This is a genomic window from Amphibacillus sediminis NBRC 103570 (assembly GCF_001552275.1).
GTDB classification, from domain to species: Bacteria; Bacillota; Bacilli; order Bacillales; family Amphibacillaceae; genus Amphibacillus_B; species Amphibacillus_B sediminis.
In genome coordinates this window covers 94,523-114,360 of sequence record NZ_BCQW01000010.1, presented here as the reverse complement: position 1 = coordinate 114,360, position 19,838 = coordinate 94,523, and the positions used below count along the sequence as shown (strand labels likewise).

17 protein-coding genes and 1 pseudogene are annotated in these 19,838 nt (G+C 37.6%); 13 read left to right on the top strand and 5 right to left on the bottom strand.

Annotated features, from left to right (window positions below):
• Both ASE01S_RS08415 and ASE01S_RS08410 read right to left on the bottom strand, forming a co-directional pair.
• Positions 1–639, bottom strand: a 639-nt coding sequence (locus ASE01S_RS08415) for a Gfo/Idh/MocA family protein (protein ID WP_169793099.1), incomplete at its 3' end; no start/stop codon positions are given.
• A complete protein-coding gene (locus tag ASE01S_RS08410; RefSeq protein ID WP_067840956.1) occupies positions 636–1,739 on the bottom strand; it encodes a DegT/DnrJ/EryC1/StrS family aminotransferase in 1,104 nt (367 codons plus the stop codon). The genes ASE01S_RS08410 and ASE01S_RS08415, both read right to left, overlap by 4 nt.
• Before the next feature lie 214 nt (positions 1,740–1,953).
• Here ASE01S_RS08410 and ASE01S_RS08405 point away from each other — a divergent pair, with 214 nt between their 5' ends.
• The 5 genes from ASE01S_RS08405 (at position 1,954) to ASE01S_RS08385 (ending at position 7,596) form a co-directional block, all read left to right on the top strand.
• The gene (locus ASE01S_RS08405) at positions 1,954–3,258 is read left to right on the top strand and encodes a nucleotide sugar dehydrogenase (RefSeq protein ID WP_067840954.1); all 1,305 of its coding nucleotides are present in this window, start codon (positions 1,954–1,956) and stop codon (positions 3,256–3,258) included.
• Between the two features lie 545 nt (positions 3,259–3,803).
• Complete coding sequence (gshA, locus tag ASE01S_RS08400) at positions 3,804–5,276, top strand: glutamate--cysteine ligase (RefSeq protein ID WP_067840953.1); 1,473 nt, start codon at positions 3,804–3,806, stop codon at positions 5,274–5,276.
• A 402-nt stretch (positions 5,277–5,678) separates the two neighbouring features.
• Positions 5,679–6,089, top strand: coding sequence for a hypothetical protein (locus tag ASE01S_RS08395; RefSeq protein WP_067840952.1), 411 nt, complete (start codon positions 5,679–5,681; stop codon positions 6,087–6,089).
• Between the two features lie 52 nt (positions 6,090–6,141).
• Positions 6,142–6,579, top strand: coding sequence for a hypothetical protein (locus tag ASE01S_RS08390; RefSeq protein WP_067840951.1), 438 nt, complete (start codon positions 6,142–6,144; stop codon positions 6,577–6,579).
• Positions 6,580–7,023: 444 nt separating this feature from the next.
• Positions 7,024–7,596, top strand: a complete 573-nt coding sequence (locus ASE01S_RS08385) for a TetR family transcriptional regulator (RefSeq protein ID WP_067840950.1) — start codon at positions 7,024–7,026, stop codon at positions 7,594–7,596.
• Positions 7,597–7,744: 148 nt separating this feature from the next.
• Here ASE01S_RS08385 and ASE01S_RS08380 read toward each other — a convergent pair whose 3' ends face one another.
• Together ASE01S_RS08380 and ASE01S_RS08375 are read right to left on the bottom strand one after the other, a co-directional pair.
• On the bottom strand, positions 7,745–8,641 hold the full coding sequence (locus tag ASE01S_RS08380; RefSeq protein ID WP_067840947.1) for a manganese catalase family protein: 897 nt from the start codon (positions 8,639–8,641) through the stop codon (positions 7,745–7,747).
• On the bottom strand, positions 8,634–8,870 hold the full coding sequence (locus ASE01S_RS08375; RefSeq protein ID WP_067840945.1) for a YuzF family protein: 237 nt from the start codon (positions 8,868–8,870) through the stop codon (positions 8,634–8,636). The genes ASE01S_RS08380 and ASE01S_RS08375 overlap by 8 nt, the downstream gene beginning before the upstream one ends.
• A 588-nt stretch (positions 8,871–9,458) precedes the next feature.
• Between ASE01S_RS08375 and ASE01S_RS08370 the strand changes: the two genes are divergently transcribed.
• From ASE01S_RS08370 to ASE01S_RS08360, 3 genes and pseudogenes are all read left to right on the top strand, one after another.
• The gene (locus ASE01S_RS08370) at positions 9,459–10,358 is read left to right on the top strand and encodes a patatin-like phospholipase family protein (protein ID WP_067840941.1); all 900 of its coding nucleotides are present in this window, start codon (positions 9,459–9,461) and stop codon (positions 10,356–10,358) included.
• Between the two features lie 291 nt (positions 10,359–10,649).
• Positions 10,650–11,075, top strand: a pseudogene (locus tag ASE01S_RS16490) (AraC family transcriptional regulator).
• A gap of 93 nt (positions 11,076–11,168) precedes the next feature.
• The gene (locus ASE01S_RS08360) at positions 11,169–11,522 is read left to right on the top strand and encodes a DUF4183 domain-containing protein (protein ID WP_067840936.1); all 354 of its coding nucleotides are present in this window, start codon (positions 11,169–11,171) and stop codon (positions 11,520–11,522) included.
• A gap of 392 nt (positions 11,523–11,914) precedes the next feature.
• Here the strand turns inward: ASE01S_RS08360 and ASE01S_RS08355 are convergent, their stop codons facing one another.
• On the bottom strand, positions 11,915–12,298 hold the full coding sequence (locus ASE01S_RS08355) for a DUF4183 domain-containing protein (protein ID WP_067840934.1): 384 nt from the start codon (positions 12,296–12,298) through the stop codon (positions 11,915–11,917).
• Positions 12,299–12,874: 576 nt separating this feature from the next.
• Between ASE01S_RS08355 and ASE01S_RS08350 the strand changes: the two genes are divergently transcribed.
• The 5 genes from ASE01S_RS08350 (at position 12,875) to ASE01S_RS08330 (ending at position 19,431) form a co-directional block, all read left to right on the top strand.
• The gene (locus ASE01S_RS08350; protein WP_067840931.1) at positions 12,875–13,957 is read left to right on the top strand and encodes a M50 family metallopeptidase; all 1,083 of its coding nucleotides are present in this window, start codon (positions 12,875–12,877) and stop codon (positions 13,955–13,957) included.
• 29 nt (positions 13,958–13,986) lie between these two features.
• Positions 13,987–14,853 carry a S66 peptidase family protein gene (locus tag ASE01S_RS08345; protein ID WP_067840929.1) on the top strand — a complete coding sequence of 289 codons (867 nt, stop codon included), beginning with the start codon at positions 13,987–13,989 and terminating at the stop codon, positions 14,851–14,853.
• A gap of 455 nt (positions 14,854–15,308) precedes the next feature.
• On the top strand, positions 15,309–15,755 hold the full coding sequence (locus tag ASE01S_RS08340) for a MarR family winged helix-turn-helix transcriptional regulator (RefSeq protein WP_067840927.1): 447 nt from the start codon (positions 15,309–15,311) through the stop codon (positions 15,753–15,755).
• Positions 15,756–15,776: 21 nt separating this feature from the next.
• The gene (locus ASE01S_RS08335; RefSeq protein WP_067840925.1) at positions 15,777–17,516 is read left to right on the top strand and encodes an ABC transporter ATP-binding protein; all 1,740 of its coding nucleotides are present in this window, start codon (positions 15,777–15,779) and stop codon (positions 17,514–17,516) included.
• Complete coding sequence (locus ASE01S_RS08330; RefSeq protein WP_083512063.1) at positions 17,509–19,431, top strand: ABC transporter ATP-binding protein; 1,923 nt, start codon at positions 17,509–17,511, stop codon at positions 19,429–19,431. Before ASE01S_RS08335 ends, ASE01S_RS08330 begins: the two co-directional genes overlap by 8 nt.
• The last annotated feature ends 407 nt before the right edge of the window (positions 19,432–19,838 follow it).

The following is a 19,838-nucleotide window of genomic DNA, read 5'->3' as shown; positions in this document are numbered from 1 at the left end:
AGGTACATAATTGTGAGTTACTCCATATATCCAATCAACATCCCCTAAATACCATAACAACAAATCGGCAACGTGTAGACCTTGATTTAATACCATCCCTCCATCAAATGTCCAGGTACCTCGCCAATCTGCTTCTAAGTAGTAGTCTTTTGATCGATTAACCATAATTGAGGCAGAAGCTAAATAAGGCTGCCCAAACTGTTCCTTATCAACTAATGTTTTTATTTTTTGAAACATTGGGCGGTAACGCATTTGGTGACAGACAAGAACTTGCTTGTTTGCTGCTTCAGCCAATTCGATGATTTGATCAACTTCTTTCAATGAAAGAGATAAGGGTTTTTCTACAATGACGTGCTTACTGTGTTGGAGCGCTTCAAGTACAAATTTTCCATGTAACCATGAGGGAACTGTAATAATGACAACATCAATATCTTGTCTTTGTAATAGATCACTATAACTGTGATAAAGTGTTACATCATTTGATTCTGTATGGATAAGTGACTTAAGTTTAGTCATGTGATCAGGGTTAATATCAACTAATGCCCTAACGGTAAATAGATCAGATAAACGATTTAATGTTTTAATATGTTTTTCTGCAATAAAGCCACACCCAACTAAACCAACATTTAACTTACTCATGTTCGTGCCACTTCTTTAATACAGTCAATTACGGACTGTTGTTCTTCAGTGGTTAAAAAAGGGTGCATCGGAATTGAAAAAATAGTTTCCGATAATTGTTCAGCATTTGGAAAATCACCATGTTTATAGTTTAGTGAGTGATAAACTTTTTGTAAATGGAGACAGCACGGGTAATAGATAGCTGTACCTATATCCTTCATTTTCAATGCACGCATTATTTTTTCACGTTCTACGCTCTTTAAACAAAATAAATGATACACCGCTTCATTATCTCTAACTTCTTTTAGCGTCGTTACTTTAACTAGCGCCTCCAGTTCATCGTTGTATTTTTTGGCGATCTTCCTGCGCTTGGTATTCCAGTCATCAACATGTTCCAAACATATTAATAAAATGGCAGCCTGAATGGCATCAAGTCGACTATTGTAGCCGATTTGGTCATGGAAGTATTTCTGAGAGCTACCGTGCACACGTAGCTGCCTAATTTTTGCTGCAATTGTGTCATCATTGGTTGCAACAATCCCTCCATCACCAAGCCCACCTAAGTTCTTTGTTGGAAAAAAAGAAAAACATGCGGCATCACCTAAGCTACCAGCAGGTTTGCCCTTATATTTAGCTCCAAAGGCTTGACACGCATCCTCAATTACAACAAGCTGATGCTGCTGGGCAAGTGTATTAATCTTATCCATGTCGGCGGTTTGACCAAATATATGAACAGGAATAATAGCTCGAGTTCGTGTGGTTATTTTAGCCTCAATTTGATCTGGATCAATAAGTCCAGTTGCCAAATCAACATCGGCAAACACAGGTTTAGCGCCAACACGTGAAATGGCCTCTGCCGTGGCAATAAAGGTAAAAGGCGTAGTAATGACCTCATCACCTTCACCGATATTGTATGCCTTTAAGGTCAGAATCAAAGCATCAGTCCCATTGGCCACGCCAACCGCCTCTTTAACACCAAGTTGAGCAGCAAATTGATTTTCCAACTGGCTAACTGTAGGACCTAAAATGTACTGTCCACTTCTTAATACATGTTTTAAAGCATCAGTAATTTCTGATTCAATGGATAAATATTGTTTTTTTAAATCTAACAAGGGAATCATTCTTGTACTCCTTTCATTAAACCTATTTCTCTAGTTAAACTATGACAATTGAACGGATAGGGAACGGCATATACAACAAGGTTTAATTTTGTCTTGGCTTGGGAGAATGCCTTAACATAGTGGTTTTGGCCTTTTTTTTTCTTTTTAAGAACACGTTATCTAACAATCACATATAAAATAATAGATTTAATTATAGTGAAAGGGACGTTGTAGAATGAAAAAAAATAAGGAGAGGTCACCTATTAATCAAGATAAAGTAATAGGTGTAGTCGGCTTAGGATACGTAGGTCTACCCGTTGCGATTGCTTTTGCAGAAAAGTATCCTGTCATTGGCTATGACATAGATAAAGAAAAAATCCTAGCATTAAAAGAAGGGAAGGATGAAACAGGTGAAGTAGCTCAAGAACAACTTAGCCGAACGACCTGTGTTTTTACATTCCATGATCAAGCACTTTCGATTTGTGATTATATTATCATAGCTGTGCCTACTCCGTTGGATCATGAACTAAATCCAGATTTATCATTTGTAGAAGATGCCTCTAAACGTGTGGGTCAGCAGCTAAAAGAAGGTGCTATTGTTATTTATGAATCAACCGTGTATCCCGGAGCAACAGAAGAAGTATGTTTACCTATTCTAGAGAAGTATTCTGGTAAAAAGGTAGGCAAAGACTTTTCTATTGGGTACTCCCCAGAGCGAATTAATCCAGGTGACAAAGTTCACACGTTTAAAACAATCGGTAAAGTTATAGCAGGCTATGATAAACAAACGCTAGTCGCTATTGAACAATTGTATGCGAGTGTATTAACTGCTCCAGTTTATTGTGCATCATCGATCAAAGTAGCTGAGGCAGCCAAAATTGTAGAGAATACACAGCGTGATTTGAATATAGCCTATATGAATGAGTTAGCTAGACTGTTTCATCAAATGGATATTCCTATCTATGATGTATTAGAAGTAGCAAAAACAAAATGGAATTTCACCCCATTTGTTCCAGGGTTAGTCGGAGGGCATTGTATTGGCGTTGATCCGTATTATCTAATTAAGAAAGCAGAACAAATAGGTTATGTACCACATTTGTTAAAGGAAGCTAGAAAAGTAAATGAATCAATGGTTCAGTTTATTGTTAACCGTGTCGAGCAATTTGCCATCGAACATCATATGACGATAGATAAGTTACAGATTAATATTTTAGGTATTACGTTTAAAGAGGATGTACCAGATTTAAGGAATGCTAAAGCGATTGAAATTGTCAATCAATTAAGAAGGAAGGGGGCAACCATTAACATCTGTGATCCATGGGCAGATGCTAATGAGGTTGAAGTGTTATGTGGAGAGTCATTAACGCCTTTGGAAAAATTACCTCGAGCGAATGTATCGATGATTTTAGTCCCTCATCAAAATTTCTGCCAGCAACTAAATCCGTTAACGATTACTAAACGTGATGGATTGTTCATTGATTTAAAGGCTACTTTTGCAGATGATTTAGCTGATAAAAAGCTAGAATATTGGACGCTATAGCTGAATATTCAATATTATATCGCCTTGGCATATGCGCACTCGGATATACTAACTTCGTTCAATACATTTCCGCTGACGGTATCTGGGCGAGTCTTTACTTGATTCAGTCGGGATTTGAACTCTACTGAATGAAATACACATAGACATATAGCTTACCCCTTATGTGGGAGATGACTGATGAATGAATTTTTATAAATGTGTATTGCCTTATAAGAAAAATAATCTTATGAGTTTTTTTTTGCTCTAGATAGGGTAAACAATCAATTAAAGTAGGTGTAACGATTAATTGAACTGCATACATTAATATGTAGTCATTAGCATTGTATAAAAAATAAATTCATAATTCGAGTAAAAAAACGAGATGACGCTATTTCAATTAGGAGAAAAACGAAGGCGTGCCACCAATGGTCAGATCAACGTATTCCTAAATAAGGAGCAATAAATGAGCCCTTTCAATCCTGTTCTATGGATTGAAAAACATAATACGTTAAAGAAAATTTACGCAATGCTTATTATATGTCGTGTGAACAAAGGAGCGTGATAAGATGGTGAAATACAATACGCTATGGTCTCCTTTCTTCAATAACAAAGAAAAACGTAAAGCATTACTTGACATTAAATGTGGAATTGAGCGCGAAACACAACGCATAGATCAAAATGGACAGATTGCTTTAACTGATCATCCTAAGATATTTGGAGACAAGATAGAAAATAGTCAAATTACCGTTGACTTTGCAGAGAATCAATTAGAATTTGTAACGAAGGTCCATACAAAAACAGACTCACTTTTAGATGAACTCGATAGGATACATAATTTGGCTAATGAAGGAATTGGTTCTGAATTAATGTGGCCGTTAAGTATGCCCCCTCGATTGCCTGACGAAAAGATGATCCGAATCGCTCAATTTGATCAATCCGAAACAGGTAACGAAAAAGAGATTTATCGTAGGGGATTAGCCCTTCGATATGGGAAGCCGATTCAAATGATTTCGGGTATTCATTATAATTTCTCATTAGGAACGTCCCTTACTAAAATTTTGTCTGGAAATCTCAGTGAGGGCCTTAGTGGTCAGAATGCAATAAATGCCCTTTATATGCGCTTGGCTCGTAATTTTATGAAGCATCGCTGGCTCTTGATTTATTTGTTTGGTGCTTCGCCTATTGCTGATTCTAGCTATGACGAGGTGCTCAAAAAAGAGTTAAGCAAGATCGGGGCTAATATGGAGCAGTTTAATGAAGAGAAAAGCATGTTTCATGATTACGCTACTTCTTTAAGGGTGAGTCGCTTTGGCTATTCAACTGAAATTACTGAGCAATTTCCTATTTCTTATCATGATTTATCAAGCTATGTTAAGGGAATGGAACAATTATTAACAACAAAGCATGATCGCTATGTTAAATTAGGAACTCACATTAACGATCACCAAGTACAATTGAATACTAATGTCATACAGAATGAAAGCGAATTTTATGCACCAATTCGATTAAAACGAATGGGGTTGAATCATGAAACACAGACAGAAGCGTTGAAAAGGGCAGGTATTCAATATGTTGAGGTTCGTTTACTTGATATAAATCCGTTTGAGAAATTAGGGATCAATAAACAACAGCTTGATTTTATGCACCTGTTTATGCTGTATTGTTTATTAGAAGATGATCAGCCATTATCAAATCAGGCATTACAACTTGCCAAGATCAATCACCATCTTGTTGCTATATTAGGACGCTTATCTAGATTAAAACTGTATGATAGCCATGGTAAACGGATATTACTTCAGAATTTGGCTAACCAAATATTTAATAAACTAGCTGATCTCGCTAGATTAATTGATAATGATCGACATGGCTACTACTGCCAAGTTGTCATGAATGAAAAAGCCAAACTGTACGATCAATCGTTGCTTTATTCAGAGCTTAGTATCAAGGAAATGAATGCTAGACATGAATCATTCCTAGATTTTGGGTTGCGTTATGCGCATGAGTATAAATATGATGATCTGTGTTCTAAGGAAGCTTAAGCGTTTGTTTTTTTAGAGGAGCTGAACGTTAATCAGAATGAGCGTTCAGTTCTTTTTACTGTCTAAATTAAATGGATGTGTTTCTTCTTGCCTTTATAAAGTGAAACTTCGTTAAGTGGGGGTATTTTCCATCTCCCCCTGAACGTTAGTTGAGCCTATCGGGCCGTTACGCTGTTGGAACTCCCACTTAGACATGACGTGTTCCCTTATTTCTTGAAGTGGGAGCCTTACAAAAGCCCTTCGATGGGGCGAGTAATCGCAGCCCCAGCCAGTTACACTGCGATAAATTTTGTTCAATGGCTTACTTGAAGAGCTAATCAATTTTCATTCATAGCATGGAGACGCTATTTATGTTGCTTTTAAAGAATCATGCTATAATATGATTTTAAGGGAGGCGTTTGTGTGGAACGATTAAAGCAAAAATTGCAATATTTTATGCAAGGACGTTATGGCATTGACCAGCTATATATCGCTATCTTAGTGACCTATTTTATCCTGCTTTTTTTAAGTCGATACTTTGAATCTATAGCCCTGGTAATCTCGCTTTGGTTGCTCATTTTTTGGGCAATTTTTCGCGTTTTTTCCAAAAATATTGCTAAACGATATGCTGAAAATCAATTTTTACTGAAAGTAATCAAACAAGTAAAGTCATACTTTAGCTTGCAAATCAAGCGAATAAAAGATAGTCGAACCCATCGCTATCGTAAATGTTCGAATTGTGGCACAACCTTAAGATTGCCGCGTAAGCGAGGCAAGCATACAGCGAAATGCCCTCGTTGTCAGCATCGTTTTCAGGTAACCGTATGGTTATAATATTAACATTAACAGATTATGATCATCTGATCGTTGATCAAGAAGAAAGTAGGTGATTCCAATTCAAGAAAAGTTTAAGAAGAAGCTTCATAGGTTAACCAATCGAGTTGGGGCAACTATTATGGCAATTGAAGTATTTTTAGCTACGTTAATTATAATTGCGGTGTTGATTAGTGGCATAGCTCTAGTTATATCCGTGGTGCAACAAGACACACTAACGCATTTACTTGATTATGATAATTTCCAAAGTTTGCTTTCCTATTTACTTATGCTAATTATAGGCCTTGAGCTTGCTTTAATGCTGATTAAGCATAAGCCTAGTAATGTGATTGATGTTATGATTTATGCAATTGCTAGAAAAATGCTTATTTATTCAACGGCAACGATTGAAATGTTAATTGGCGTCATTGCCTTGGGTATTTTATTTATCATAAAGGTTTCATTAAGGAGAGTTAAGTTAGAAGAAGATCAGGAAATAACAAATAGTTAGTCAATCCCTAATTATTTTAAAGTTAAATCATTTTGGTCTTTTATTAAAGAGTATAGGGTTGATCAATCGTATCGTCTGATTGTAACCTTAATGTTCTGAATTTTATCTTTTCATAAATGGTTATTATGAATTGTCATTATCTATAAATAATAAAGCAATTTTTTGCTTCACTGTTTTATCCTTTTCCACGTTTTACGACTCTAATGCATGGCTCCGATGCTCAAAAGTTTGCCCCCCATAGCTAGCAACTTTTGAAAATGGACTAGAAACAAAGCATTTCCCTTCAGTAATTTGTCGAATTTTGAACAAATATTTTTCTAAAAGATGCAATTATTGTATAATTTACGTATATGAATATTTTTAATTCGAGATAATCGGAAAAAATAGTAAATGTTTGGAGTAAATGGATAGGGAAATGTTGAATGATGTAGGGGGGAGAAGCAAGTGAAGTCAGACTTAGATCCACGTGTAATTCGAACACGCAAGCTTATCATGAAAGCATTTAATAAATTATCCACACAAAAAGAAATTAATGCTATTACAGTAAAGGATATTACAAAGGAAGCGGCTGTGAATCGAGCTACCTTCTATTACCACTTTAAAGATAAAATGGACTTAATCGATACCATTTTGGCAGAGGACCTGAAGGTTCATGTTATAAATCGCTTAAATGCATATCAGATCATTACAAAAGAAGCTATTGAAGATGTCTTTGTTTCATTGCTGCACTTTCAAAGGGATATTGTTACACGTTACCAAAAAAATAATCCATTTTGTCTGTCTTCTATTGAGGAAACAGTTAAATTCGAATTAACTCAACAATTTTATCAGCGATTTGCCGAATCATACCCTTATTTTAGTGAACAAAGACTAAAACTCTCAGCAACTATGGTAAGCTGGGCTCTATATGGGGCTGTAGAAGACCTGAAAAATGATCCAGCTGTTAGCTCAAAGGAGCTTGTTGAAACAATAGCCTCGATTATCATAAAGGGAATGAATGCTAACCATCGAGAATAGTCTTTAGCTTTTTGCTTTTTACGTTTTCCAATGTTCTCGAAAATAGTCTTAAAAAAAGAAGTGCGCTTGGGCATGTGGAAAGACATGACTTAACTCGCTTGTTCCAATGCCCAAGAAGTAAACAGTCATGCTGGTGGGGAAATCAAGCCTATATATTCTCCATCAGTCGCTTGGCAATCCGTTCATAGTCATCTCGACTTATCCCTGGTGCAAACTCTTCAGGTAATTCTTCAAGATTAGGTATTTGAGCTCCTTCTGGTGCGCCTTCCTTAACGACTAGTTTATCACCGCTTTCTGGATTTTCACCTTTCCATATTTGCTTAATATCGAGATAGTGCCCGACATCATTCCAAGTGTAAAGGATGTTACTCAGACCTTGATCTTCAAACTTGCGCGCATGATCAAATTTACGGTTTGACAAGTCAGGAATGGGAACCATTTTCTTTACATCAACACCAGTTGCGATTTCGAGCGCCTTGGCATAGGCCAGAATATGTGTACCACCGCGTACAAGCAGATAACCGATCATTTCTCGCGCTGTTTCATGCTCAGTCATTTCGTAAACCCTCATCTTATGCGTTCGCGCCCCGATCTCAAGAAAAAAGTTATGCAACAGATCGAGTACAAGGTTACCACTATTAAACACATAATCTCCACGCCATGCATTGCCCATGGAATCTCCAGCTAGAGCCGTTTGCGCTGTTGCAATAAAATGATAAGTACTGCGACTATCCTTTCCTTCACGAAGTGGTGTTACATCAGGGTCTCCAGTATAAAAAGTATTCCCCTTAGATAATAAGTTGATCGTATTCGCCACAAGCTCAACATGACCAAATTCTTCTGCCGTTATACTTGCTACTAGATCATAGAATGGCTTTAATTTATCCTTACTTCTGAAATTGAATGATTGGTACATATAATTATTCAACGTAGACATTTCACCAAACTTACCACCTAATAACTCTTGCACTGCAGCTGCGGCATTTGGATCACCATGCTCAGGTATTGGCAATGGAATCAACAAACGATTTTCTCGTTTAAACATCTCTTTTACCCCCGTTTTTTGGAATTACCCAGACAATTTGCTGTATACGAATAAAAAATCGGGAGCCACCGGATTCAACAATTATATGATCAGGCATCACTGTAGTTAATAATCCTGTTACTGTTCCCATTGTTGTCTGGACAACAATGGTTGACTGTTCGATACCTTGTAAGCTTTGATAAACATAGGTATCAATAGAGCTCACAAAAGAGGGGATTTGCTTATTCATTGTCATCACGCTCCTTTACAGGTTAAGCTAACATTATATCTATGAACGGTAGAAGGAAAATATGTCCAACAATATGACGATCATATAGATTATAAGTTATCTATAAGGTGATTTGAGGACCAGCTTTGAACGTTTCAAAAGGTAAGATTCAGTTTATTAGCAACAACCATTAAACGGTGCCTTATTTTAATAGTATGATTTTCTATTTTTCTGACTGATTAGCTACTAAAAGGGAAAAAAAGATCTGAGCTGACAAGGCATTTATCGCAGTGTAACTGGCTGGGACTGTGATTACTCGCCCCATCGAAGGGCTTTTTGTAAGACTCCCACTACAAGAAATAAGTGAGGTCATGTCTAAGTGGGGATCAACAGCCAGTAACGGCCCGATTGGTTCAACTAACGTTCAGTGGGGGAGAGAGGAAGCTGACTAAGTTCGCGACGGCGTGTCGTAACGTCTGCACGAGCACATCCAATGCGTCGAAACCCCGCTGAACGAAGTATCACTTTATCTTTTACAAGAGCTTTAGATTCACAAAAAATAATGTATTTGCTATAATTGGTAATTAAGTCGCAAAGGAGGGAGTCAAAATGGAAGCAAATACAGGGTTAGTATTAGAAGGTGGCGGCATGCGAGGTGTTTATACCTCTGGTGTTTTGGATTATTTCATGGAGCATCAGCTCTATTTTCCTTATGTGATCGGTGTTTCAGCGGGAGCCTGTAACGCACTGTCTTATTTATCAAGACAAAAAGATCGAAGCAGGCACATTAATGTGACTTATGCCAAAGATCCGCGTTACATAAACTACCGGAATCTCCTTAAAGGACAAGGCGTTTTTAATATGGACTTTCTTTTTAATGATATTGCTAATGAGCTTGCCCCTTTTGACTATGATACTTTTGATAAAATTTCTGAGCGCTTCGTTATTCCAACAACGGATTGTATAACTGGACAACCTCACTACTTTGATAATAGCAATCCAGAGATTGTCATGTCTGCCGTGCGTGCCTCAAGCAGTTTGCCTCTTGTGGGGAAGCCAGTTGAGTTAGCTGGGCGTATTTTATTGGATGGGGGTATTGTTGATCCAATTCCGATTAGGAAGTCAATAGCAGACGGCAATCAGAAACACGTAATCATATTAACTAGACCAAAGGGCTATCGTAAAAAGCCTTTTCGAGCACGTATGACTGCCAGAGTCATTTATCCTAAGTATAAAAAGCTTGTCCAAGCTTTGGAAGAACGACATCATGTCTATAATGAGACCCTGGATTATGTTGAACAGTTAGAGCAGAATGGAGATGTATTCGTTATTCGACCAAACGAGGCAGAACAGGTCAAACGCACTGAAAAAGATCCAGACAAACTCAATCAACTACATCTAGCAGGCTATCGTGCTGCTGAAAGGGAATTTGCAGCATTGACTCAGTGGTTAGCAAGAAAAGCTGATAACAGTATAGAACAAAATTTAGCAACGGCATCAAAAAGTTAGACTATTACCTTACTAGGGTGTGAACTCGATATTTATCGGTTCATACTTATTTTTTTATAATTTTTAGGAGTATGTACCCGGTTATCGCAGTGTAACTGGCTGGGGCTGCGATTACTCGCCCATCGAAGGGCTTTTGTAGGGCTCTCACTTCAAGAAATAAGGGAGGACGTCATGTCTAAGCGGGAGATCCAACAACTAGTAACGGTCCGATTGGTTCATGGTATTCTTTTTAATATTGTCTTGATAAACCTTTTAAATAGCATTACTTTACTAAGTAAGGAGGAAGGAAAAATGAATATGACTATTGAAGAATTACCTGAAACAAGGATTGCCTTATTTTCGGAATGTCGGAGAATATGGAGAAAAGCAAAACAAAGCCTTAACGGAAGCCTTTAAAGAATGGATACAGTTAAAAGGTTTAGTATGTCATGAACATTCTACATATTGGCTGTACCACAAGATAACCCTGAGACAACGCCTAAAGAGGAGTGTCGTTATGATATTTGTGTACCCATAAATAGAGATTTTAAGATAACAGCTCCTGCAAAAAGTACTTTGCTTGATCATACCAACGAAGCAATCAGTAGTTTAGGGACAATATCTTTTCTGTCATAACAAAAAATGGTCTATCAGTAAGGGGAACAACCAATTGTAGAAAGGTATAATTTAGAAATGATTAATCATCATACCTGTGAAATACTAGTACCTATTCAGTAACGAAGTTAGGCGGACAATATGACACATCTGTTATAAGGGATACTGTCAACTCAATTTCTTCGATCATATACTATTAAAAAAGGCAGGTGTGTCATGAAAAGACAGATGATTACAGGACAGCATGTCTATGATTCAATAAAGAGCAACCAACAGATACAGGTAAGAATTCCAGTGCAAGCCTCGAAAAAAGCCAAGGTTGAGACGTATCAATATAATACTTTGTCTGATGGGAAAAAGTTGATTTATACAAATGCGGATGAGTTAACTGAGTATGGTAATAAAGGGATTTTAGATCCAAGTGATGTTTCCTTAGTCAATTTATTTATTAACGGGGTGCTCCAGCCTGACAATACGTACCAAGTTAGGAAAGGTCAGCTGATTCTAAATGTCAAGCAACCACCAGAAAAACGCGCACCAATCATTTTACAATTTATTACGATTTATTAAACTTCACACTCAGCAGAAGCCCCCATTTCTACAATTGGTAATACCTGTTTGTAAGGGGGGGCAACCCACAGGCCGAGTAAAGTTAAAGCCTTGCGGCGGATGCCGCAGATTTTTAACAGATTGAACGAAGCTCGATAATCTGGGCGTAAATACACCAAGACGCTTTTGATTTTAATAGACTTTGAGGTGATTTCGTATGAACAAAAGTAAATAATCACCGTCATGCTCGTGTATAATATTTTCTAGTCAGAGAAATAGGCACGTGCCTTTTGTGGTCACGCGCCTCTGTTAAATCTTAACATTGATTTCTGGTTAGCAGAGCATTAATTAAAGTAGGGGAATTTGCGCTATTTTGTTTTAGTTGTTTTCTAGATTTGGATGGTATGCTGATATTAACTATTAATCTCTGCTTCGGTATTCGGAGTGTACGTGATCACTTCCAAAACAATTGGTGTGTTGAGTAGTATCGATTCATTTCCCTCTGGTACACTGACTGTAAGTGAGCCAACCGCTGTTTCTCCAGGGGTATATGTGGTTATGCCTTGCATCTGGAGTACACCGTTAATATAGACACGATAATAGCTATTGTCAGTAGCGAGCTCAGGTAATTCACTAACAGATACACCAGCATCATCAAAGAAATCAGTGGGATCAATCGTTAATGTTTCTCCTGCAGGCGTAACCTCCGTCGTTACATAAAAGTATTTGGTTGTTGAGGGATTAAGAGTGGTGGTGACAGTTGCATCGAGTGCTAGCTTCATAAGCTGAAGTGCCATAAATTTCACCTCCCAAGCGCATTGATACTCTAGTATACGGTTTAAAATGTGACCAGTTAAATACAAATATCTTGAGTATTGCAATATTTTTTATTGCGGTGTAACTGGCTGGGGCTGCGATTACTCGCCCCATCGAAGGGCTTTTGTAAGCCTCCCACTTCAAGAAATAAGGGAACACGTCATGTCTAAGGTGGGAGATGCAACAGCCAGTAACGGCCCGATTGATTCAACTAACGTTCAGTGGGGGAGAGAGGAAGCTGACTAAGCTCGTGACGTCGTGTCGAAACGTCTGCACGAGCGCATCCTATGCGTCGATCCCCCCACTGAACGAAGTTTCACTTTATTAGTTATTATGACATTTGGTGGGGGATAGCAGGTAATCTACAGATTTCGTCGGAGAAAAGTGAATTTTTTATCTTCACTGACTCAATCTCCTTGGAGTGGAAGTCTTCTTACCTATTGAAATTAAAGAATATCACATCACTTATATAAAAAGGAAAAGGTGATAGTTCTAATTAAGCTATTAGAAGGCTGTGTGTAGGCAAATCATATATTCTAAAATTGGAGGAAGTTCGAGTGAATCATAAAGTTAAGCGATTATTGTTTGTTGTGATGTTTATTGTAATATTTTTTCTTATTGGTTTTTTTATGGCAATCTATTTTGATACAAATGACATGACCTTTAATATAAGTATATCTAATATTGTTGTTAGTTATTTGCTTTTTCTAGTTGTAGGTTTTGTCGTGATTAATCTTCATGAACTAGGTCATTTTTTATTTGGCCGCTTGCTAGGTTATCAATTAATTACATATCGAATTGGGATGCTATCTCTTACTAAGGAGAATGGGAAGCTAAAGCTTGAGTGGATCAAAAATAAAGGCTATGGAGGTTTATGTGCGATGATACCGCCTAAAGACAGTAATCCATATGATAAAAAACATCTGTATTTTTATGCTGGTGGGATCTTGCTGAACCTATTAACAGGACTGATAGCGATACCTGCTCTTCGTTTCGTATCCGGATATGGACAAACGTTCTTATTTATTTTCATCTTTTGGAGTATCATCATGGGATTACTCAATTTGATTCCACTTAAAACATCTGGGAATATACATTCAGATGGAAAGATTATTTGGGGTATCCTACTAAACGATCCGATTGTAGCCGGCTTATTAGCCGCTATGGCAGTCAATGTTCAAATGGCTGGTGGAGTTAGACCAAAAGCACTTCATTTACCAGATAATAGCATGACTAACCATGAGCCATCCTTGCTTTTATTTAACTATTATGCTGCTTTAGATGAAGGCGACCTTGAACGATTGCCTCAGCTGGTTGAACAAATTGAAAGGCGCTTAAATGATTTTTCAACGTTTCTGCTCCCTGCTATTTATTATGAACTGGTAATGGCAGGTTGTATCCTTGATGATCAGCGTTTAGTCAATCAATATTATCCTTTAGCCCATCAAACACTAAAGCGGGATCGCGATCTAAATGGGGAACGGATTAAAGCATACTATGCATTTGAATGCGGCGATTTAGCACAAGCGAAAACCCATATTGATAAAGGACGGATGGTAGCAAAGAAATTCCCTTTACCAGGGCAAATTGAAATGGAACTTACCTTACTTGATCGATTAGAGCAACGCATTAAAGCATAATACTGTTTTTTACCAAAAGGAGTGGCATGATGTTAAGCAAACAGGATCAAATTGGTTTGGTCGCCTTGTCAGATGGACGAACGGATCAACATGCGGGAACTATCGCCAATGTCAAACAGGTTTTCTTAAATTGGGGGCTAACACCAGTTGAAGCCAATACAATTTATCAAAAAGCTGGGCAGTTTTGGAGTGGGACACCAGAAGAGCGAGCACATGCATTAATGGATTTATTTACAGATTCTAGCATTAAAGCCATCTTTGATCTTTCTGGTGGAGATAGTGCTAATCAAATTTTGCCGTATCTTGATTATCAGACCATTAGCAAGCATTCAAAGCCCTTCTTTGGTTACAGTGATCTGACCGTTATATTAAACAGCTTATTTAGTCAAAGTGGTCTGACCAGCTATCACTATCAAGCGATGCATCTGGTAGGTAGAGATCATCTTAACCAACAAAATCGGTTACATAATCTTCTATTTCATCAAAATGATCATTTAACCTTTAATTACAATTGGATTAATCAGGGCACAATAGAGGGCATTACAATTGGTGGTAATATTCGTTGTCTACTCAAACTAGCAGGCACCCCTTACCTGCCAGTTCCCTTTGGGAAGGTACTTTTTCTAGAAAGCAGAAGTGGACGAGCCAATCGGATTGCTAGTTTTTTGGCACAATTAGATCAGATCAATTACTTTAGTCAATTAAATGGACTTATTCTAGGTCAGTTTACTGAACTAGAAGAGATCGAAGGTTCGCAAGCATTAATCGAATTAATTAAGCCGTTTGCTGATAAATACAACTTACCAACGATAAAGACCAGTCAGCTTGGTCATTCAGCTGACAGCCATATTCTGGCGATTGGTAAACGTGTTCTTATACCGAATAAGCACCCTTGATAGATCGTAACATCTGTTAAGGGTGCTTTTAGATACATGAAAAGCGTAAAAGCAAGCCAAGATGTGGGAACAACCTCTTTTAGTAATGCTCACATCCTTATCGCAGTGTAAGACTCCCACTTGAAGAAATAAGGGAACACGTCATTGTCTAAGTGGGAGATGCACCAGCCAGTAACGGCCCGATTGGTTCAACTAACGCTCAGTAGGAGGGAGAGGAAGCTGACTAAGTTTGCGACGTCGTATCGTAACGTCTGCACTTGCACATCCTCGAAATGCCCACAGAATGAAGTTTCACTTTATCGAAAGAACATTGCTGTTGGGTATTTAAGAGTTAAATGAAGAGCTACTAAACAGCAATAAAAAATTATTCGCTATCCGAAGTAAATGTGTTGACAAGGTTAATAATTATATAGATAATAGATAGCATGCTATGTAATTAATGGGGGGCATGCAATATGCCAGATGATATTATTTTCTACATACGCTTAGTCTATTTTGCATTAGAAAGAGAAAAAAATCTTTACTTTGAGAAGCAGAATTTAACTGCATCACAAGGAGATATCCTACTTTTCTTAGCTGGTGCAAAAAAACGTAACAAGGATGTAAATCAAAAGGATATTGAGATGCATTTTCGTTTAACGAATCCAACTGTTACTGGACTATTAAATCGCTTAGAGGAAAAACAATTCGTCAAACGAGTTAAAAGTGAAACAGACGCTCGGAATAAGCTGATTTTCTTAACCGAGCAGAGTGAACTTGTCCTCAAGCAGTTTAAGAATCATAGACAAGCTATTAAAGAAAAAATATTCAAAGGGATTAATAAGGAAGAGCAAGATTTAATGCTCGTTTATTTGAAGAAATGCTTTACTAATTTAAGTGAGGATTTTTCCACCCCGAAATAATTTAGAGGAGGTAAAACAAATATGATTAAAAAGCTGTTATCCTTTTTAGGTGAATATAAGCGCCAAACGCTCCTCGCTCCACTTATGGTGGTTGGAGAGGTTGTCTTAGAGCTTATGATACCATTTTTAATGGCTCGAATCGTTGACTATGGTATCCAAGGCGAGGGTGGTATATCCTATACCATCAAAGTTGGTCTGCTTATGATTGTGATGGCCTTTTTTGCGCTTGTGTTTGGAGCGCTTAGTGGTAAATATGCTGCCGAAGCTGGTATGGGCTTCGCCAAAAATATTCGCTCAGGCTTGTTTAAAAAGATTCAGTCCTATTCTTTTTCAAATGTAGATAAATTTTCTACAGCATCACTGGTTACTCGGTTAACGACAGATATTACCAACACACAAAACTCATTTATGATGGTCGTAAGAATGGCTGTTAGAGCGCCAATTATGTTGATTGGTGCTACGATTATGGCTGTCTCAATTAACTCAAGATTGTCATTGATATTTTTAATTTCAATACCGATTCTTTCCATTACATTATATCTAATTGGTAAGAATGCACACCCGAGATTTTTAGATATGTTGGAAAAATATGATGCCTTAAATGAAAAGGTACAAGATTTTATTGTTAATATTCGTGTTGTCAAAGCTTTTGTCCGTGAGAAGCATGAAAAAGAGAAATTTGTTGCTAATGCTGAACAAGTTCGCGATGCTCAACTCAAAGCAGAGAAGTTAGTTGTTCTAAATATGCCAATTATGCAGCTAACCATCTATACCAGTATCGTAGCCATTATATGGTTTGGCGGTAACATGGTTATTGACGGTACGTTTAATATTGGAGAGTTATCCAGCTTTATCATGTATATTATGCAGGTATTGATCTCACTCATGATGATTTCCATGATTTTCATTATGTTAATTATCTCCAGAGCTTCATTCTCTCGTATTATTGAAGCAATTGAAGAAGAACCTGCCTTAAATGATAATAACAGTGATCCCAATTTAGATTTAAACGATGGAAGTATTCACTTTAACCAAGTTGACTTTAGTTATAATGAAGATCCTAATAATTTGGTGTTGAAAAACATTAATCTGTCGATTCAATCAGGAGAAACGATTGGGATTATTGGAGGAACAGGCTCATCCAAAACAACATTAGTACAGCTTATCCCGAGATTATATGATGTACTTAATGGTGAAATTATCGTTGGAGGGCATAATGTGAAGGACTATCGTCTGAAAGTTTTACGTGATCAGGTTGCGATGGTTCTTCAGAAGAATGTCCTATTCACTGGAACGATTAAAGAAAATCTCAAGTGGGGGAATGAGCACGCAACAGATGAAGAGGTTATCGAGGCTGCAAAAGCAGCTCAAGCACATGACTTTATTTCATCATTCCCAAATGGATATGATACGGAGCTAGGCCAAGGCGGTGTAAATGTTTCTGGTGGACAGAAGCAACGCTTAACGATCGCACGAGCTTTACTGAAAAAGCCAAAGATCATTATCCTAGATGATTCAACGAGTGCAGTAGATACAGCAACGGATGCTGCCATTCGCCAAGTATTTAAAGAGAAGCTTGAGGATGTAACGACGTTAATCATTGCCCAACGAATCACCTCTGTTCAAGATGCTGACAAAATTATCGTGTTGGATAATGGCGAAATAAATGGTTTTGACACACATGAGCACTTACTGAAAACAAATGAAATTTATCAAGAAATATATCAATCTCAAAGCAAAGGGGTGAATGAGGATGAGTAAATCAATAGAAAAGGATCAATCTGCTAAAGGCCCAATGTCAGGACCCAAAGGACATCGGATGCCAAATAACCTTGGACTAACGATTAAACGGATTGCTAGCTACATGAAAGAAGATAAATGGATTCTTCTGATTGTTGCTATCTCTATTCTCCTTAGCTCTCTTGCTAATGTCATTGGTATTTCTTTTCTACAGGTTGTTATTGACGATTACCTAGCCCCCTTAATTGGCAATCAAGACAGCCAGTTAATGCGAGGATTTATATCTGTCATTGGGCTGATTTCGATCATTTATTTAGTGGGAGCAGCCACTACTTATTTGTTTAATCGATTAATGGTTGGCGTTTCAACTCGAACATTGTATAAAATCCGATTAGATCTTTTTACTAAGATGGAAGCTTTGCCGATTAAATATTATGATACCCATACTCATGGTGACTCAATGAGTTTGTATACGAATGATATTGATACGTTAAGACAAGTACTATCTAATAGTGTGACCAACTTTTTCTCATCCCTGATTACAGTCGTAGGGGTATTCACGATGATGTTGATCTTTAGCTGGCAGCTTACTATTATTGTGGTCTTGATGCTTGCTTTAATGCTTTTTTCAGTAAAAACAATTGGTGGTAAAAGTGCTACCTTCTTTATTCAGCAACAGCAAGAATTAGGTCGAGTCAATGGCTATATTGAAGAGATGATTGAAGGTCAAAAAGTTGTTAAAGTCTTTTCACGTCAAGAAAAGGTACTGGAAGAATTTGAAGTATTAAATGAAGAGCTAAGAGTAAATGCAACTAAAGCTAATATTTTTGCAAATATCTTGATGCCGATAATGGGGAACCTATCTTATATCCATTATGCCATTACGGCAATGATTGGTGGTTTATTTGCGATTATGGGTACCCTAAGTTTAGGTACAGTTATTGCCTTTCTACAGTTTACCAGAAACTTCTCTATGCCAATCACCCAAATATCACAGCAGCTTAATGCTGTACTTACAGCCCTTGCTGGTGCTGAACGGATATTTAAGGTGATCGATGAACAGCCAGAGTTTGACCAAGGTCATGTTACGATGGTGCCTGTAGAAGTCAGTCAGTCAGGCGATCTTACTGAAGTAGATTTTCGTACTGGAGAATTCGCATGGAAAGAAGTCATGCCTGATGGATCAATTTCTTACACACAAGTTAAAGGTAATGTGGTATTCGATAATGTGGTGTTTGGATATGAAGAAGATAAGACTGTCTTAAAGGGTATTTCATTATATGCTAAACCTGGTCAAAAAATTGCCTTTGTCGGTTCTACAGGGGCAGGTAAAACAACAATTACCAATTTAATTAATCGTTTCTATGATGTACCCTCTGGGAATATCAGTATCGATCATATTGAAATTAATAAAATTAGGAAATCTGATTTACGCCGAGCGTTATCGATGGTTTTACAAGATACCCATTTATTTACGGGTACCGTCATGGAGAACATTCGCTATGGCCGTCTAGATGCGACAGATGAGGAAGTTATTGCAGCTGCAAAACTGGCCAATGCAGATAGTTTTATTCGTCATTTAAAAGATGGCTATCAGACTGTATTAAAATCAGATGGTGGTACGTTATCTCAAGGACAACGTCAATTGCTAGCAATTGCTAGAGCAGCTGTTGCCGAAACCCCAGTCCTTATTCTTGATGAGGCAACATCATCGATTGATACGAGAACAGAAGCGTTGATTCAAAAAGGAATGGATCGTTTAATGGAAGGTAAGACATCCTTTATTATCGCTCACCGCTTATCTACTGTTCGATCAGCTAATGCGATCATGGTGCTAGAGCATGGGAAAATCATTGAACGTGGTGATCATGATCAGTTAATTGAACAAAGAGGTAAATATTATCAATTATCGGCTGGGATGTTTGAATTAACATAATTTTAGCTTGATTAGCAGAAGTCGCTCATTTTTATCGTAGTGCACTGGCTGGGGCTGCGATTACTCGCCCCCATCTAAGGGTCTTTGTAAGACTCCACACGTTAAGAAATAAGGAAACAGGTCATTTCTAAGTGGGAGTTCTAACAGCCAATAACGGCCCGATTGGTTCAACTAACGTTCGGTGGGGGATGGAAAAATCCCCACTGAACGAAGTTTCACTTTATAAGTGGTGAGATGAATGCCTATTTGTATTTCATTCATTGGGAGTTTAAATTTGAATCAAGTTAAAGCCACAGATTTTTTAGAGGGTATTTATCCAAAGTAGCTCGATAAAATCTGAGCGCAAATTATGGCGTGTTTGACGCTAAACAGCTATTTTAAATGACAAGACTTAGAACGGGCGATTG

Coding starts and splice junctions, on each gene's coding strand:
- ASE01S_RS08410 (WP_067840956.1), bottom strand. CDS start 1,739: ATGATTCCCTTGTTAGATTTAAAAAAACAATATTTATCCATTGAATCA.
- ASE01S_RS08380 (WP_067840947.1), bottom strand. CDS start 8,641: ATGTTTAAACGAGAAAATCGTTTGTTGATTCCATTGCCAATACCTGAG.
- ASE01S_RS08330 (WP_083512063.1), top strand. CDS start 17,509: ATGAGTAAATCAATAGAAAAGGATCAATCTGCTAAAGGCCCAATGTCA.
- ASE01S_RS08355 (WP_067840934.1), bottom strand. CDS start 12,298: ATGGCACTTCAGCTTATGAAGCTAGCACTCGATGCAACTGTCACCACC.
- ASE01S_RS08375 (WP_067840945.1), bottom strand. CDS start 8,870: ATGAATAAGCAAATCCCCTCTTTTGTGAGCTCTATTGATACCTATGTT.
- ASE01S_RS08345 (WP_067840929.1), top strand. CDS start 13,987: ATGTTAAGCAAACAGGATCAAATTGGTTTGGTCGCCTTGTCAGATGGA.
- ASE01S_RS08405 (WP_067840954.1), top strand. CDS start 1,954: ATGAAAAAAAATAAGGAGAGGTCACCTATTAATCAAGATAAAGTAATA.
- ASE01S_RS08335 (WP_067840925.1), top strand. CDS start 15,777: ATGATTAAAAAGCTGTTATCCTTTTTAGGTGAATATAAGCGCCAAACG.
- gshA (WP_067840953.1), top strand. CDS start 3,804: ATGGTGAAATACAATACGCTATGGTCTCCTTTCTTCAATAACAAAGAA.
- ASE01S_RS08360 (WP_067840936.1), top strand. CDS start 11,169: ATGAAAAGACAGATGATTACAGGACAGCATGTCTATGATTCAATAAAG.
- ASE01S_RS08370 (WP_067840941.1), top strand. CDS start 9,459: ATGGAAGCAAATACAGGGTTAGTATTAGAAGGTGGCGGCATGCGAGGT.
- ASE01S_RS08340 (WP_067840927.1), top strand. CDS start 15,309: ATGCCAGATGATATTATTTTCTACATACGCTTAGTCTATTTTGCATTA.